At 71.6% G+C, this 15976-nt stretch carries 10 protein-coding genes; 9 read left to right on the forward strand and 1 reads right to left on the reverse strand.

The window, feature by feature from the left end; translation table 11 throughout:
* Positions 1–127 precede the first annotated feature (127 nt).
* The 9 genes from ACFY8U_RS31170 (at position 128) to ACFY8U_RS31210 (ending at position 13589) form a co-directional block, all read left to right on the forward strand.
* Positions 128–1171, forward strand: coding sequence for an iron-containing redox enzyme family protein (locus ACFY8U_RS31170; protein WP_361597776.1), 1044 nt, complete (start codon positions 128–130; stop codon positions 1169–1171).
* Between the two features lie 93 nt (positions 1172–1264).
* Complete coding sequence (locus ACFY8U_RS31175) at positions 1265–1951, forward strand: 2OG-Fe dioxygenase family protein (RefSeq protein ID WP_389575578.1); 687 nt, start codon at positions 1265–1267, stop codon at positions 1949–1951.
* 74 nt (positions 1952–2025) lie between these two features.
* The gene (gene dapF / locus ACFY8U_RS31180) at positions 2026–2952 is read left to right on the forward strand and encodes a diaminopimelate epimerase (protein ID WP_389575579.1); all 927 of its coding nucleotides are present in this window, start codon (positions 2026–2028) and stop codon (positions 2950–2952) included.
* Positions 2949–4067: a pyridoxal phosphate-dependent aminotransferase gene (locus ACFY8U_RS31185; protein ID WP_389575580.1), complete on the forward strand. Its 1119-nt coding sequence runs from the start codon at positions 2949–2951 to the stop codon at positions 4065–4067. The genes dapF and ACFY8U_RS31185 overlap by 4 nt, the downstream gene beginning before the upstream one ends.
* Positions 4068–4384: 317 nt before the next feature.
* The gene (locus ACFY8U_RS31190; protein ID WP_389575581.1) at positions 4385–7558 is read left to right on the forward strand and encodes an amino acid adenylation domain-containing protein; all 3174 of its coding nucleotides are present in this window, start codon (positions 4385–4387) and stop codon (positions 7556–7558) included.
* Positions 7551–9026 carry a serine hydroxymethyltransferase gene (gene glyA, locus ACFY8U_RS31195; protein WP_389575582.1) on the forward strand — a complete coding sequence of 492 codons (1476 nt, stop codon included), beginning with the start codon at positions 7551–7553 and terminating at the stop codon, positions 9024–9026. Before ACFY8U_RS31190 ends, glyA begins: the two co-directional genes overlap by 8 nt.
* Positions 9023–11461 (forward strand): amino acid adenylation domain-containing protein, encoded by a 2439-nt coding sequence (locus ACFY8U_RS31200; RefSeq protein ID WP_389575583.1) that lies wholly within the window; start codon positions 9023–9025, stop codon positions 11459–11461. Before glyA ends, ACFY8U_RS31200 begins: the two co-directional genes overlap by 4 nt.
* Positions 11458–12273, forward strand: a complete 816-nt coding sequence (locus tag ACFY8U_RS31205) for an alpha/beta fold hydrolase (protein ID WP_361597755.1) — start codon at positions 11458–11460, stop codon at positions 12271–12273. The genes ACFY8U_RS31200 and ACFY8U_RS31205 overlap by 4 nt, the downstream gene beginning before the upstream one ends.
* Positions 12270–13589: an MFS transporter gene (locus tag ACFY8U_RS31210; RefSeq protein ID WP_389575584.1), complete on the forward strand. Its 1320-nt coding sequence runs from the start codon at positions 12270–12272 to the stop codon at positions 13587–13589. Before ACFY8U_RS31205 ends, ACFY8U_RS31210 begins: the two co-directional genes overlap by 4 nt.
* On the opposite strand, the gene ACFY8U_RS31215 is transcribed toward ACFY8U_RS31210, so the two are convergent.
* Positions 13576–15579, reverse strand: a complete 2004-nt coding sequence (locus tag ACFY8U_RS31215) for a BTAD domain-containing putative transcriptional regulator (protein WP_389575585.1) — start codon at positions 15577–15579, stop codon at positions 13576–13578. The two genes, ACFY8U_RS31210 and ACFY8U_RS31215, sit on opposite strands and share 14 nt — an antisense overlap.
* Positions 15580–15976 lie beyond the last annotated feature (397 nt).

The following is a 15976-nucleotide window of genomic DNA, read 5'->3' on the forward strand; positions in this document are numbered from 1 at the left end:
GCGGGCCCCTTGCAGAATGGCAGAGCCCGCCGCCCACGCGGCCAGAAAGAACGTATCGCCGCAGTACTGGTACGGCAGGCCTTCGTCTCGGAAATCTGATTCGTCCAGTGAATCCAAGGGGAAACACATGTCAGAAGTCGGCGGCTCCAAGGGTCTGACCGTATCCGGTGACCCGTTCCTGTCCACCGTGGACAGGGTGTGCGCATGGCTCGGTTCCGCGCCTGAGAAGGTCGACGCTCTGTCGGGCAGTGAGCGGAGCCGCGTCCTGGGCGAGGTGGCCGACATCAACACCGCTGCGGCCGCGGGTGACATGGGCGCCCTGTACGCGCAGCAGTATCTGCTCGACCGGATCTACCAGCTGTACACGAAGATCCCGCAGCAGCAGAACGCCGAGGGCTCGGTCGTCGTCTACGAGATAGCCCGTCTTCTGGAGACCGCCACCGCGGCCGCCCAGGACCGGCTGATCGAGCCGGGTCTGCTCGAGGACGCGCCCACCGAGCCGCGGGAGTACCTGACCTGGCTCAAGAACACCGCGCGCAGCCACCGGGTGTACAAGCACCCCTACTACCACGAGTTCATCCGCAACGCGGCCACGCACGACGACCTGCGGAACTACGTGATGCAGGAGTCGGTCGTCGACGGTCGCTTCGACGACCTGCTCGCGATGATGCAGGTGGGCACCGCCGGCGCGGCCAAGATGGAGATCGCCGCCAACTTCTGGGACGAGATGGGCAACGGCAAGCCCGCCGAGGTCCACACCCACCTGTTCAACAAGATCTACGAGGTCTTCGAGATCTCGGAGGACGAGCTCGCCCGCTCGCTCACCGCCACCTCCCTGCTCAACGGCAACCTCGCGGTCATGCTCTGCCGCCACCGCACGCTGTACGCGGAGGCCGTGGGCTTCCTGGGCATGACCGAGTGGATGGCCCCGGACCGGTTCGTCCAGGTCGTGCACGCCTGGGAGCGCCTCGGTCTGCCGGAGGTCGGCATCGTCTACCACAAGCTGCACATCACCATCGACTCCCAGCACGCGCAGGGCTGGTTCCACAACGTGGTGCTGCCCGCCGCCGAATCCGCGGACATGCGGCGTGCCATCGCGCGCGGCATCATGTGGCGGCTCAACTCCTCTGCCGCCTACCTCGACGAGCGCATGCCGTCCGTCGCCGCCTGACGTCCGACGTATGACGTCCGACGCAGGGCGACCAGCGCCTGACGTGCGACGTCCGATCGTCCGACGACATCACCCTTTTCTGGAGGAGAGATCATGGCCCTTGGCAGCGAACGCTTCGTCATCATCGACCTGCCGGAGGTCTCGGCCGACATCCTGCCGAGCTACGACGACTGCCCGGTCGACGAGTACATGGGCAACGGCACCCGTTTCAAGCGCTTCTCGCAGTACCGCCTCAGCCCGCAGGGCGACGACGGCTGGTCGTTCGAGCGCCTCGCGCACCGCGACTACACGACGTACAAGAAGTTCAACTCGGTCGGCGGCGGCATCCGTCGCGTGTACGAGCCGATCAAGGTGGACTTCACTCCGCTGATCGAGCACGGCGTCCGTGAGCTCGGTCTGGACCGGTCCGAGGACTGGCAGATCAACGTCCACCAGAACCGGACGCGCGCCGACGGCGAGAGGCCCGGCCCCCTCACCCCCGAGGGCGTGCACCACGACGGCCACGAGTTCGTGATGATCGCGATCCTCAACAAGGTGAACGTCGCCGGCGGTACGACCCGGCTGTGGAACCCCGGCGCCGACGAGCCCTTCTGGTCCGGCACGCTCGAGCCGGGTCAGGCGGTCCTCCTCGACGACCGCGCGCTGGCCCACGACGTGACCGACGTGCTCTCCGCCGACGGCGGTCCCGGCCATCGCGACATCGTGATCATCGCCTTCTCCCGGTGGGCGGAGAAGTGGTACGGCGAGGAGCACGACGCCGCCGCGCTCTCCGAGCAGTGATCCCGGGCGCCGCCCCGAGGTGAGGCACCACGCCTCGGGGCGGCGCCGCGCCCAGCAGCCAAGGGAGGTCATCCGTGATCGACTTCTACAAATATCAGGCAGCAGGCAACGACTACTTGGTGATCGACCCCCGCAGCTCCGGCTTCCCCCTGACCCGTGAGGCGATCCGGCTGGTCTGCGACCGGCACCGGGGCATCGGGGCGGACGGTGTCCTGTACGGACCGCTGGAGACGCCCCGACCCGGCGTCCCGGTCATGCTCGACCTGTACAACTCCGACGGGTCCGACTGCGGCAGAAGCGGCAACGGTCTGCGGATGTTCGCGCTCCACCTCGCCGAGCAGGAGGCCGGCGCCTGGGCCGGCGGGGGCGAGTTCACCCTTCGTACGGCCGCCGGCGACTGCCCCGTGCGGGTTCTGGACGCCACCGAGGGCCGCGTGGAGGTCGGCATGGGCCGTCCCAGCTTCGACGCCGCCGACCTGCCCCTGCTCCGTGAGGACGGCGCTCCGTTCGGCGGCCGGGCGGTGCGCGTTCCGCTGGCCGTGGACGGCGACGAGCTGACCGTCACCTGTGTGTACAACGGCAATCCGCACACGGTGCTCCTCGTGGACGCCCCGTCCGCGGACCTCGCCCGGCGGCTCGGCCCGAGGATCGCCCGGCACCCACGGTTCCCGAACGCCACCAACGTGCAGTTCGTACGGATGGTGGAGCGGTCCGTGATGGAGCTGGAGGTCTTCGAACGCGGCGCCGGATACGTGACGGCGTCCGGCGCCGGCGCCTGCGCCGCGGTGTCGGCAGCCCGGGGACTGGGGCTGTGCGACGGCCGGGTGGAGGTCAGGATGCCCGGCGGCACTCTGGAGATCACGGTCGCCGAGGACGGCGCGGTCACGATGACCGGCGACGCCGAGCAGGTGGCGGCCGGCTCCTTCGCGCCCGCCCTGCGCGCGCGCCTCGACCGGACCGCGCCGGCCACGCCGGCCGCGACCGCGGGGACCGTGCGGTGACTCTCTCCTCGTACGCGCGGGAGTCGCGCGACTATCCGATCCAGCGGTGGGTCTTCGAGGACGCCGCGGGACGCTTCGACATCGACCTCGGGGACAGCAACATGGTCCCCGGACGCCTCGACGCGCTCAACGTACCGCCCGGGCTCGAACTGGACTACGGCCACGACCGGGGCCTCGACACCCTGCGCGCCGCGGTCGCCGGCCTCTACGGCGGCTCGGCCGCATCGGTCCTCGTCACCGTGGGCGCCCAGCAGGCGCTCTACCTCGTGTACGCCGCGCTGCTGACACCCGGGTCCCGGGTGATCGCCTTCCGGCCCGGCTGGCAGCAGTCCTGGGACGTGCCGCCCGAGTTCGGCTGCAAGGTCGACCTCGTCGGGTTCCGGCCCGATCTCAGCTTCGACATCGAGGCCGCCGAGGCGGTGGCCGGGCCGGACGTGAAGCTGATCGTCGCCAACAGCCCGTGCAATCCGACCGGTCGGCGCATCGCGGAGGAGGACCTGAGCGGCCTGCTCGCGCTGGCCACGCGTACCGGGGCACATCTGCTGCTCGACGAGGAGTACGCGCTCGACCTCTCACGCTCGGCGGCCGTCGGCGCCGACCGGGTGATCTCGGTGTCGAGCCTGTCCAAGGTGTACGGCTTCCCGGGGCTGCGGGTCGGCTGGCTCTACGGTCCTGAGGACGTCGTGGAGCTGTGCGCCCGGCGCAAGTTCCTGTCCACCATCTCCAACTCGGTGCTGTGCGAGACCCTGGCCGTCGACGTCCTGGCCCACCGCGAGGACCATCTGCGCTCCTACCGCGAGCTCACGGGTCAGGGGCTGGAGCTCGTACGGGACTTCGCCCGGCGCAACGCGGACGCGGTGACGCTCGTGGAACCCGAGGACACCCCGTTCGCCTGGCTCTGGCTCAAGACCGGCGAGGAGCCTCTGGCGATGTGCCGCAGAGCCCTGGACCTGGGCGTGCTGCTCATGCCCGGCGAGACGCTCGGTGCCAGCGACGGCTTCCGGATCTGCTTCGCGCGGACCGCGGAGGCGGTGACGGAGGGGCTGAGCCGCGTGGAGCGCGTCCTCAGACCCGCGTCGCCCACGACCGGCCCGGCCCCGGCCCCGGCCGCCTGAGACGCTCCACCGCCGGACCGCTCCACCGCTGAACCGGCTCCACCGCACCACCGCTGAACCGCTGAACCGCCGGGGCGCCCTCCCGGTCACCTGGACAACCAGGGGGCCGCCCCGACCCGGGCCGCCGCCCCGAAGGCCGCCGCACCCGGCCCGCGGGGTCCGGTTCCCTCTTCCCTCTCCCGTACCGCCCTCGCCCTACCCCGCCATGCCCTGACCTGCCCTGCCCGCTTCCCGCCGCACCGGGGCGCCAGGGCCCGGGGCGCTCCCCCGCGCCCCCTGGGCGACCACCGTGAACAGCCGAACGGAGTTCTGTGACGATGAGCACGCACACCGCCGAGTCGCGCATTCAACTGTCTTTCGGACAGGAGCAGTTGTGGTTCCTGGACCAGATGAGTCCGGGCGAGACCACCTACAACGTCCCCATCGCCTACCGACTGCGCGGCGCGCTGGACACGGCCGCCCTGGAGGGCGCGCTCAATCTGCTGGTGAAGCGCCACGAGCAGCTTCGGGTGACCTTCCACGCGGCCGACGGCGTCCCGTACCAGGTCGTCTCGCCGGCCGAGGACCGGCCGCTGCCGCTCCGGGACCTGTCCGGGCTGGCGCCCGACGAGGCCGAGAGCGTGCTGCATGAGGCGCTGCAGACCGAGGCGGACACACCGTTCGACCTGGCCGCGGGGCCGATCTCCCGGTTCCAGCTGTTCCGGCTGGCCGACGACCACCATGTGCTCAGCCTGAGCTTCCACCACATCGTCACCGACGGCTGGTCGGGCGGTGTGGTCAGCCGCGAGATCTCCCAGGCGTACGGGGAGCTGGCCGCGGGCCGGACGCCCGCGCTGCCGGAGCTGACCATCGGCTACGGCGACCACATCCAGCGGCAGCGCAAGCAGCGGGCCGACGGCGTGTGGGAGGAGGAGCTGAAGTTCTGGGAGGAGCGGCTCGCCGGTCTCGAGGCGCTCGAACTGCCCGCCGACCGGCTGCGGCCGGCCGAGCCCACGCAGAACGGCGAGACCTTCGTGGTCGACTTCCCGGCCGAACTGCTGACGAAGGCACGGGCCTTGGCCCATGAGCAGGGCGCTTCCCTCTACATGGTGGTCGCCGCGGCGCTGAACGTCGTGCTGAGCCGGTACAGCGGGCAGGACGACATCGCCCTCGGGGTGCCCATGCTGGGCCGTACCGATCCCGAACTCGAAGACGTGGTCGGCCTGTTCATCAACATGACGGTGCTGCGCTGCGACCTGTCGGGCGATGTCACCTTCGCCGAGCTCCTCGAGCGCATCGCCGACGCGAACCTCGACATGTACGACAACCAGGACGTGCCGTTCGACCACGTCGTGGACCGGGTGCAGACGACGCGGGACGCGGGGCGCAACCCGCTGTTCCAGATCGCCTGCCAGCTGCTCGGCGAGGCGGCGACCGGCGACTCCCTCGAGCTGGCCGGGCTGGCCTCCGAGTCGATCACGCTGGCCACCTCCCGCTCGCGCTTCGACCTGTCCTTCAGCTTCGTGGAGGGCGCCGAGCGGCTTCGTCTGATCGTCGAGTTCGCGACCGACCTGTACGACCGCTGGCGCGTCGAGGCCATGATCGGGCACTTCCAGAACGTGCTCGACGCCGCCTCGGACGCCCCCGGGACCCCGGTCGCCGCGCTGCCGCTGCTCTCCGAGGCCGAGCGCGCCGAACTCCTGGAGGTGGGCCGCGGCGCCGACTTCGACTACCCGACCGAGCCGGTCCACGCGACGATCGCCCGGATCGCGCAGGAGAACCCCGACCTCGTCGCGGCGGTATGCCGCGGCAAGGAGATGACGTACGGCGAGCTGATGCGCAGGGCCGGCAAGCTCGCCCGGTACATCCGCGCCCGGGGCGTGCGCCAGGAGGAGGTCGTCGCCATCGCGATGGACCGCGACCTGGACGCGCTGGTGGCGATCCTCGGTGTCATGGTGTCCGGCGCCGCGTACACGATCATCGACCCCTCGCACCCCAACGCCCGCCTGGACCACATGCTGCGGGACACCAAGAGCCCGCTGGTCATCACGCGGGCGGGGTCGGTGGGCGACCTGCCGGAGTCGTGCGGCTGGGCGAGCGTCAACATCGACACCGACTGGGACGCCATCGAGGCGCAGCCGGACGACGAGCCGCTGGAGGAGTGGGCCGAGCCGGACTCCCTGATCTACGTCCTCTACACCTCGGGGTCCACCGGGCGCCCGAAGGGCGTGATGATCGAGCAGCGGGGCCTGCGCATGTTCATCGAGGCGTACCGGCGCAGCTTCGGCGAGTGGACCACGGAGGACCGGCTGCTGCAGCTGCCCGCGCTGACCTTCGACATGTCCCAGGGCGAGATCTTCGCCGGTCTGATCAGCGGTTCGGCCCTCGTGCTCGTGGCACCGGAGGACGCCTCGTCCCCCGAGTCCCTCGGCTCGCTCATCCGTGACCAGCGGGTGACGTACGCCGGTCTGTCGCCCGCGATCCTGTCCGTCGTGGACGCGGGGCCGTACCCGGATCTGAAGTACATCATGGGCGGCGCGGAGGCCCTGCCGGCCGAGCTGGTCAACAAGTGGAACCTGCCGGGACGCAAGTTCGTGAACCTGTACGGCCCGACCGAGGCGTCGGTGGCGACCACCGAGTACCTCTGCGAGCACAAGGAGTGGCTGTCGTCGCCGCCCATCGGCCGGCCCGAGTTCAGCCGTCTGCACTACGTGGTGGACAAGGAGTTCAACCTGGTGCCGGTCGGCGTCCCGGGTGAGCTGCTGATCGGCGGCGACGAGGGTCTGGCCCGCGGGTACCTCAACCTGCCGGAGCTGACGGAGGAGAAGTTCGTCCCCGATCCGTTCCTGGGCGAGGGCCGGGTCTACCGCACGGGCGACCTGGTGCGCTGGACCCGCGATCTGCAGATCGACTTCATCGGCCGGCTCGACAACCAGGTCAAGCTGCGCGGTCTTCGGATCGAGCTCGGTGAGATCGAGTCCGGTCTGCTGACCCACCCGAAGGTTCGGATGGCCCTGGTCCTGCTGCGTGAGGACTTCGGGGAGAAGCAGCTCGTCGCGTACTACACGGTCCTGGGCGACACCCCGCCGACGGTCGCCGAGCTCCGCGAGCACCTGGGCAGCACGATGCCGGAGTACATGGTGCCGACGGGCTGGGTGGAGCTGACGGAGTTCCCGCTGACCCCGGCCCGCAAGATCGATCGCGCCAAGCTCCCTGCCCCGGCCTCGGGTTCGGGTGACGGGACGGCCAGCTTCGTCGCCCCGGTGACCGCGACCGAGGAGAAGGTGGCCGAGGTCTTCGGTGCTGTACTGTCCATGACACAGGTCAGCGCGGACGGCAACTTCTTCGAGCTGGGGGGCAATTCGCTGCAGGCGATGCGTGTCGTGAGCCGGCTCAACAAGCACTTCGGCGTCAAGGTCAACGTCCGCCTCCTGTACGGCGGTGCCACGGTCGCCTCGGTCGCCACCGCCATCGACGCGCTGGTGGAGTCCAAGGCGGGCTCGCGTGCTTGAGGTCCCACGGGTGGCCGGCCCGTCCGCGCAGGCGTCGCACCCGCCGCAGGCCCGGCACGCCTCGTCCCGGAACGGCTCCGGTTCCAGCTCCGCGCAGGCGGTGCTGCTGCGCCAGGGAGTGGCGCTGCTGAACCGGACCGACCCCGAACTGGCCCTGCTCCTCGACCGTGAGGTGGAGGAGCAGGCCATGACCCTGGCCATGGTGGCGTCCGCCAGCGTCGCGAACCCGGCCGTCCTGGCCACGGGCGGCGCCGCCCTGTCGAACGTGACGGCCGAAGGCTATCCGGGGGCCCGCTACCACCCGGGCGCCGGGCGGTTCGACGCGGCGGAGCGGCTGGCCGTCGAGCGGGCCAAGCACGCCTTCGGGGCGCGGTACGCCAATGTGCAGCCGCACTCCTGCTCCTCGGCCAACCAGGCCGTGCTCGCGGCGCTGCTGCCTCCGGGCGGGGTCCTGCTCGCCCTGGACCTGGACTCCGGCGGCCATCTCACCCACGGGTCCGCCGCCTCGGTGACCGGACACCACTACCGGGCCGTCCACTACGGCCTGGACGACCAGGGGTTCGTCGACTACGACCAGGTGGCCGAACTGGCCCTGGTCCACCGCCCCCAGGTGCTCATCGCGGGAGCCAGCGCCTATCCGAGGACGCTGGACTTCGCCCGGTTCCGCGCGATCGCAGACTCCGTCGGGGCGTACCTGGTCGCCGACATCTCGCACATCGCCGGCCTGGTGGCGGCCGGGGAGCACCCCAGCCCGATCGATCTGGCCCATGTCACGACCACCAGCACGTACAAGCAGCTGGGCGGGCCGCGCGGTGGGCTGATCCTGATGGGCGAGGAGCACCGGGCGCCCGGCCCGGACTCCCGCCGGACCCCGCTGGACCGGCTGATGCAGCGCGCGGTCTTCCCGCAGTCCCAGGGAACGCCGAGCCCGGCGTCGGTCGCCGCCAAGGCGCACGCGCTGAAGCTGGTGGCGGAGCCGGAGTTCCGGGAGACCATGCGGCTGGTACGCGACGACGCCGCGGCGCTCTCCGACGCCCTGTCCGAGTACGGCTACCGGGTCCTGACCGGCGGTACCGAGAACCACATGGTGCTCCTGGACATGTTCGACCGTGGCATCACCGGTGTCGTCGCCGAACGCGCCTTGGAGGAGTGCGGAATCCTCACGAACCGCAACCGCATTCCCAAGGACACCAAGGCCCCGCTCGTCGCCAGCGGTCTGCGCCTGGGCACGAACGTGCTGGCGCAGCGTGGCATGGGGCCGGCCGAGATGCGGGTCTGCGCCGGTCTGCTGCACGAGGTGCTCATGGGCACCACCGTGCTCAGCGACACCGAGTTCCGTACCGACCCCGGGGTGCGCGACCGGGTGGTGGCCGAGGTGGCCGCCCTGTGCCGCACCCACCCCCTGCCCTTCGGCGCCGGCCTCGGCCCCGCCGAGGGCTCCGACCGCGAGCCAGGAGAGAGGTCTTGAGCCGGAACACCACGCCCGTGACGCCTCCCGCCCCGTCGCAGGCGCCGAAGACCGTACCGGCGCCGCCCGCGCTGCTGCCGGCGGACCGTCCGCGACTGCCCGGAGCCGCTCCGGACCGTACCGGCTCCGCCCGGCTGCCGCTGGGTCCGTCGGCGCGGACGGCCCCGGAGGAGATGCTCCTGGCCGGCTTCACCGCGCTGCTCCACCGCTGGACCGGTCAGTCCGCGTTCGGCTTCGTCGTCACGAGTCCCGCTTCGGGGACGGTCCGGCTCGCCCGGACCGTCCCCGGGGCGGCGACCCTGGCCGGGCTCGCCCGCGACGCGGAGGCACGGCGGGAGCCCGTCGACGAGGCGGCGCGGCAGGACGAGTTCGCGCTGGTGCTGCACGCACCGGGTGAGAACGGTCTGCCGAGCGCGGAGCTGCGGTACGCCCCCGAACTCTTCGACCGGGCCACCGTCGTCCGCTTCCTCGCCTCCTACGCCACGCTCCTGGAGGACGGCCTGGCCGACCCGGAGCGTCCGGTGGCGGAGCTGCGGCTCCTCCCCGAGGACGAGCTCCACCGGATGCTCGTCGAGTGGAACGACACCGCGGAGGACCTTCCGAACGACGTCTGCCTGCACTCCGCGTTCGAGGCCCGCGCCGCCGAGGCCCCCGACGCCCCCGCCCTGGTGGGCGGCGCCGCGACCTGGACCTACCGCGAGGTCAACGAGGCGGCGAACCGGCTCGCCCACCGTCTCAGGGGCCTGGGTGTCGGCCCGGACCGGCGCGTCGGCATCTGCCTGGACCGGAGCGCCGAGCTGCTGGTCGCCGTCCTGGGCGTCCTCAAGGCGGGCGGCGCCTACGTACCGCTCGACCCCGACTACCCGCGCGAGCGTCTCGCCACGATGGTCGCGGGCACGTCCTGCGCGGTGGTGATCAGCCGGAGCGGGCCGGCCGAGAGCCTCCCGCTTCCGGACATCGACCCGGACACGCCCGTCCTGCTCCTCGACCGGGACGAGGCGGTCCTCGCCTCGCTCCCCGCGCACAACCCCGCCGGTGGCGCGACGCCCGACGATCTCGCGTACATCATCCACACCTCGGGTTCCACCGGCGCCCCCAAGCCGATCGCCCTGCGCCATCGCGGGGTGATGAACAACATCGCGGACCTCAACACCCGTTTCGGCGTGGGCCCCGGTGACCGGGTCCTCGCCCTGTCGTCGCCCAGCTTCGACATGTCGGTGTACGAGTTCCTGGGGCTGACCACCGCGGGCGGCACGGTGATCCTCACCGAGCCGGAGCGCGCCAAGGACCCGGAGCACTGGGCCGATCTGCTGGCCGAGCACCGGGTCACCGTGTGGAACTCCGCCCCCGCCCTCCTCGACATGGTCGTCGACCATCTCGAGAGCACCGGCGCGCGCCCCCTCGACGACCTGCGGCTCGCCCTGCTCGGCGGCGACTGGATCCCCGTGTCGCTCCCCGACCGGGCCCGGGCGAAGGCCCCCGCCCTGCGCTTCGTCGCCCTCGGCGGGGCCACCGAGTCGTCCATCCACTCCACGATCTACGAGGTGACGAAGACCGACGCGCGCTGGACGAGCATCCCGTACGGCCGTCCCATGGCCAACCAGCGCACGTACATCCTCGACGAGGGCCGCCGGCCGGTTCCCCCCGGCGTTCCGGGTGAGCTCCATCTGGCGGGGATCGGGCTGGCCCGGGACTATCTCGGCCGGCCGGAGCAGACGGCGGAGCGGTTCTTCGACTGGTCCTGCGGCGAGGTGTCGGGCGAACGTCTCTATCGGACGGGCGATGTCGCCCGCTACGGACCGGACGGCCTGATCGAGCTGCTGGGCAGGGCGGACTTCCAGGTCAAGCTGCACGGGCTGCGGATCGAGCTCGGCGAGATCGAGGCCGTGCTGCGCGCCCACGACACCGTCAGGGAAGCGGTGGTCACCGCGCACCCCGACGGGTCGGGCGACCGGCGCCTCGTCGCGTACGTCGTCGCCGAGGCGGGCCGGACCGTGGAGCAGCCGGCGGTCGCCGAGCACGCCGCCCGGTCGCTGCCCCGCTTCATGGTGCCGAGCACCGTGCTCGTCCTGGACGAGCTGCCGCTGACGCCGAACGGCAAGGTGGACCGCAAGGCCCTCCCGGCACCGCCCGACGACCTCGGCGAGCCCGAGGAGAGCTACGCGCCGCCGGTCACGGAGACGGAGAAGACGGTGGCCGAGGTCTTCGCGGCCGTGCTCGGCGTCTCACGGCTCGGGGCGGACAGCGACTTCTTCGCCGTCGGCGGCAACTCCCTCCAGGCCATGCGTGCCGTCACCCGGCTCAACAAGCACTTCGGGATCAGGGTGAACGTCCGTCTGCTGTACGGCGGAAGCACGGTCCGGAGCATCGCCCTTGTCATCGACGAGCGGCTCGCGCAGTCCGCTCCGACTCCGAACGGAGCGCCCGCACCATGATCGAACCCTCCGTGGACAGTCTCGTCGCTCTCCGGGCGGAGGGTGACCGGCTCCCGCTCCACTGTGTCCATCCGGTATCCGGCTCTCCGTTCTGCTACTCGGCGATGGCGCACCGGCTCCGCGCCGGGCAACCGGTGTTCGGATTCGAGGCCCCCGGTTTCGATGGTGCCTCCGAACCCCTCACCTCGATCCGCGCCCTGGCCGAGCTGCACACGGCCTCGCTCCGTGCGGCCCGCCCGCACGGCCCGTACCAGCTGCTCGGCTGGTCTCTCGGCGGGGTCGTCGCCTATGAGATGGCGCGGCTGCTCGCCGCCGAGGGAGAGGAGGTCCCGCTGCTCGTCATCGTCGACGCGGCGCTTCCCGGGACGCAGTCGGTCCCGCCCGACGACGAGCTGGCCCGCTACTTCCTGTACGACTTCCTCGGTGTGACCCGTGACCGGGCCCCGGGGGTCGACAAGGCGCTGGCCGGGGTGCGTCCGGGGGCGGAGCCGGCCGAGGTCTTCGAGGCGGCCGAGCTCCACGGGGCCGTGCCGGAGGAGTTCGACGCGGAGTTCCTGCTGGAGCGCTACGCCCTCTTCCGTACGCATGTCGTGGCCATGCGCGAGCACCGTCTGGACGCGGTCCACGACGGGCCCGCGATCCTGATCAAGGCCGAGGACTCGGTGGAGCGGCTGCTCGACTGGAGTCCGTACGTGAGCCGTCTCACCGTCCGCACCGCACCGGGCGACCACCACTCCGTGTGGCAGGGCCCGGGTCTCACGGCCATCAGCGCCATCGTCGACGAGGCTCTAGGAGAGGCGACTTCCGCATGACGGAGCACGGTACGCCCACCGCCCCGGCCCCCGCGGCCGAGGCGGAGGGCCCCCCTCGGTCGCTCTGGCGCGACAGGGACTTCATGGTGTTCTGGACGGGCGAGGCGCTCTCCCTCTACGGCACCCAGATCACGCAGCTCGCGCTTCCGCTGACCGCGGTCCTGGTCTTCGGGGTCGGGGCCGGGGAGCTGGGCATGCTGCGGTTCGCCCAGCTGGTCCCCTTCCTCGGCCTCGCCCTGCTCTTCGGCGTCTGGGTGGACCGGATGCGCAAGCGCCCGGTCATGCTGGGCGCCAACGTGGTCAGGATGGTGCTGATCGGTCTGGTCCCCGTCCTGTACGAGTTCGACCTGCTGACACTTCCGACGCTGTACGCCCTGGCGCTCGGCATCGGGGTGGCGACGGTGCTCTTCGACGTCAGCTGGATGTCGTACGTTCCCGTCCTGGTGAAGGACCGGCGCAGTCTGCTGGAGGCCAACACCAAGCTGAACGCCACGCTGTCGTCGGCGGACATCGCCGGGCCAGGACTGGCGGGCACGCTGGTGAGTGCGTTCTCGGCGCCCTTCGCCATGACCGCCAACGCCTTCTCGTACGCCCTGTCGGTGCTGTCGCTGATCCTCATCAGGAAGCCGGAACCCGCCCCGGAGCCACCCGCGGAGAAGCGCCGGCTGCGCGCCGAACTCGGCGAAGGCCTGCGCTGGGTGTTCGGCAACCGGTGGCTGCGGGCGATGGGTCTTGTCGGCTGCTCCTGCAACTTCCTGCTCACCATGGTACAGACGCTGTTCCTGCTGTACGCGGTGCGCGACAAGGAACTGTCCGCCGCCGCGGTCGGTTTCGTCATGGGGGCGGCGGCCGTGGGCGGGCTGCTGGGCGCGCTGGTGTCGGGCATGGTGGTGCGCCGGCTGTCGGTGGGCACCGCCTACCGGGTTTCGGTGTCGATCATCTTCCTCGGTCCGCTGCTCATTCCGGCCGCGGGCGGTCCGCGCTGGCTGCTGATCGGGCTGTTCGTGGCCTCCTTCTTCCTGGAGTACTTCGGCGCCAGCGTCTCCAACGTCCTCATCGTGAGTCTGCGTCAGACCATCACTCCGCAGCATCTGATGGGACGGATGACGGCCGCGATGCGCATGCTGCTGTACGGCGGCGGTGCGCTGGGCGGACCGGTCGGCGGTCTGCTGGCGGCGATGGCGGGGCTGCACGGCGCCCTGTGGATCGGTGGTCTGCTCTCCGCGGCGATGCTGATCCCGATCTTCCTGTCTCCGGTCGGCAAGCTGCGCACCATGCCGACCGGGCCGGAGGACTCTGCCCTCACCTCGGCGTGAGGTCCGTGGGCCGTGTGACGTCCTCGCGCCGGCGGAACGCGGCCCTGCGGAGCACGGCGGCCCGGCGCAGTACGAGGGCGTAGCTCTCGATCCGGTCCTTCTCGGCCGGCCGCTCGTGCGCGACGACGAGCTGGGCCGGCTGTGCCGGCTGTGCGGGCTGGGCCGGCTGCGCGGGCTCTGCTACGGCGAGGCGTGCCAGGGCGGCCCGCCGGTTCAGCATCGGCTCGCTCTTCGCGCACTCCGCCGCGTAGATCCCCAGGAGGTCGTGCAGGCGGTACCGAGGGCCGTGGTCCTCCAGGAGATGGTGGGCGACGAGCGTGTCGAGCAGCCGCCGCGCGGTGTCGCGGTCCGTGTCGGCGAGCGCCGCGGCGGCGGGGACGGTGATCGGCCCGTCCTTGGACAGTCCGAGGAAGCGGAACATGCGCGCCGCCTCGGCGGAGAGCGCCTGGTACGAGGTCTCGAACGCGTCGCGCACGCTGGCCAGGGCGTCGTCCGCCACGGTGAGGCGGTCGAGCCGGCCGCTTTCCGTCGTGTACTGCTCCACCAGCGTGCCCAGCGGGACACCGGGGTTCGCGGCGATCCCCTCGGCGGTGATGCGCAGCGCGAGCGGCAGCCCGCCGCAGAGCGCGGCGAGCCGCCGCGCGGTCTCCGACTGTCCGGCGAGCCGCCCGCCGGACAGGGCGGTGAGCAGGTCCGCTGCCTCGTCGAGGGCGAGCGGGCGGACGGTGTGCGTACGCGCCCCGTCGCGGGCCGCGAGGCCGCCGAACCGCTGCCGGCTGGTGGCGACGACGCAGGACGCGCCGCGCGGGATCAGGGGCCGGAGCTGGTCCACGCTCAGGGCGTCGTCGAGGACGATCAGCATCCGTCTGCCGTACAGCAGGCTGCGGTAGAGCGTGGCCCGGCCGGCGAGGTCCCTGGGTATGCGCGTGCTGTCGGCCCCGAGGCTGGTCAGCAGTTGGAGCAGTGCGTCCGACGCGGTGAGCGGTCTGCCGCGCAGTCCGTTGCCGCAGAGGTCCACATAGAGCTGGCCGTCGGGGAAACGGTCGGAGACCCGGTGGGCCAGTTCCAGGGCGAGTGCCGACTTGCCGACCCCGGCGGGGCCGTCGACGACGATCACCGGGGTGCTCCGCTGGGCGAACTCGTCGTCGAGGAGGCCCTCGAGCTGCTTCAGCTCGGTGTCGCGTCCGGTGAATCCGCGGGCCACCGACGGCAGCTGGGCCGGTACGGGAACGCCGGCGCCGAGCCCTTCCCGGGGGCGGGGGGCGAGGCTGCCGCCGGGGAGCCGTAACTCCCGCTGTCCCGCGAGGATCCGCCGGTGGAGGTCCTGCAGCTCGGTCCCCGGCTCGATGCCCAGCTCCCTGCGCAGCAGCTGCCGGGTCTCCGTGTACACGGCGAGGGCGTGCGCCTGGCGGCCCGCGTGGTAGAGCGCCAGCATCAGCAGCCAGCGGAGCTTCTCACGCAGCGGCTCCTCCGCCGCGGCGCGGGAGAGGGCGTCGACCACCTCGGCGTGCTCGCCGGCCTCGACCATGACCGCCGCCCACTCCTCGACGGCGGTCAGTCGCAGGTCCCGCAGGCGGACGCCTTCCATGGCGGCGAAGGGCCCCGGCACTCCGGAGTACGCCTCGCCCCGCCAGAGCGCCAGGGCGTCCTCGTACAGCCGTAACGTCGTTTCGGCGCTCCCGCCCTCTCGTGATCTGCGGGCGTGGCCGTGGCGTTCGACGAAGAGCGTGGCGTCCACGTCGGTCGGTTCGAGCCGCAGGCAGTAGCCTCCGGGCTCCGAGGAGAGCACTGTGCTGGCCGCCCTGTTGCCGCGTCCAGGCTCCAGCGCGCGGCGCAGCCGGGCCACGTAGGTGTGGACGCCGTTGGCCGCCGTCTGCGGGGTGTCGCTGCCCCAGAGGGCGCTGGTGATGGTGTCCCCGCTCACCACCTCGCCCGCGCGGCTGGCCAACAGGCTCAGGACCGCGCGCTGTTTGGGCGAACCCAGCGCCACTTCCTCACCGTGCCGCCAGGCACGTATGGGTCCTAAGAGCTGTATGCGAAGAGGTGCCCCCGTGCAGGTCATGTCCCGTTCACCCCTCAGGGTCGCGTGCTGTTCATGCCGGTTCCCGGTGGTGGCCGTTCGGGCCCCGGGCTGCGCGAAGGCGGCGAGTTGCGTCGCGTATCGCGTTGTTCATGAAGAGCCGGTGTGTCCGCGGGAGGCGGCCGGCGCGGGCAGAGTCTGCCCGGGTCACTCAGGACGCGCGCGACGGCCGCCGGCGCGGGCCATTCAGGCCATTGCCGTGACCATGACACGCACCGGACCGGCGGTCCGCGTCACGTGCCGGAAGGTGAGTCTCGCAAGGCGTCACTCGAGGCATGGCCCGAATCTAATCCGGACACGGGTGCGA

The sequence above is a fragment of the Streptomyces sp. NPDC012508 genome (genome assembly GCF_042902595.1).
Taxonomy (GTDB): Bacteria; Actinomycetota; Actinomycetes; order Streptomycetales; family Streptomycetaceae; genus Streptomyces.

What these genes read in the sequence shown, in the direction of transcription:
- ACFY8U_RS31205 (WP_361597755.1), top strand. Translation starts at nt 11,458, where the DNA reads ATGATCGAACCCTCCGTGGACAGTCTCGTCGCTCTCCGGGCGGAGGGT.
- ACFY8U_RS31210 (WP_389575584.1), top strand. Translation starts at nt 12,270, where the DNA reads ATGACGGAGCACGGTACGCCCACCGCCCCGGCCCCCGCGGCCGAGGCG.
- ACFY8U_RS31170 (WP_361597776.1), top strand. Translation starts at nt 128, where the DNA reads ATGTCAGAAGTCGGCGGCTCCAAGGGTCTGACCGTATCCGGTGACCCG.
- ACFY8U_RS31175 (WP_389575578.1), top strand. Translation starts at nt 1,265, where the DNA reads ATGGCCCTTGGCAGCGAACGCTTCGTCATCATCGACCTGCCGGAGGTC.
- ACFY8U_RS31190 (WP_389575581.1), top strand. Translation starts at nt 4,385, where the DNA reads ATGAGCACGCACACCGCCGAGTCGCGCATTCAACTGTCTTTCGGACAG.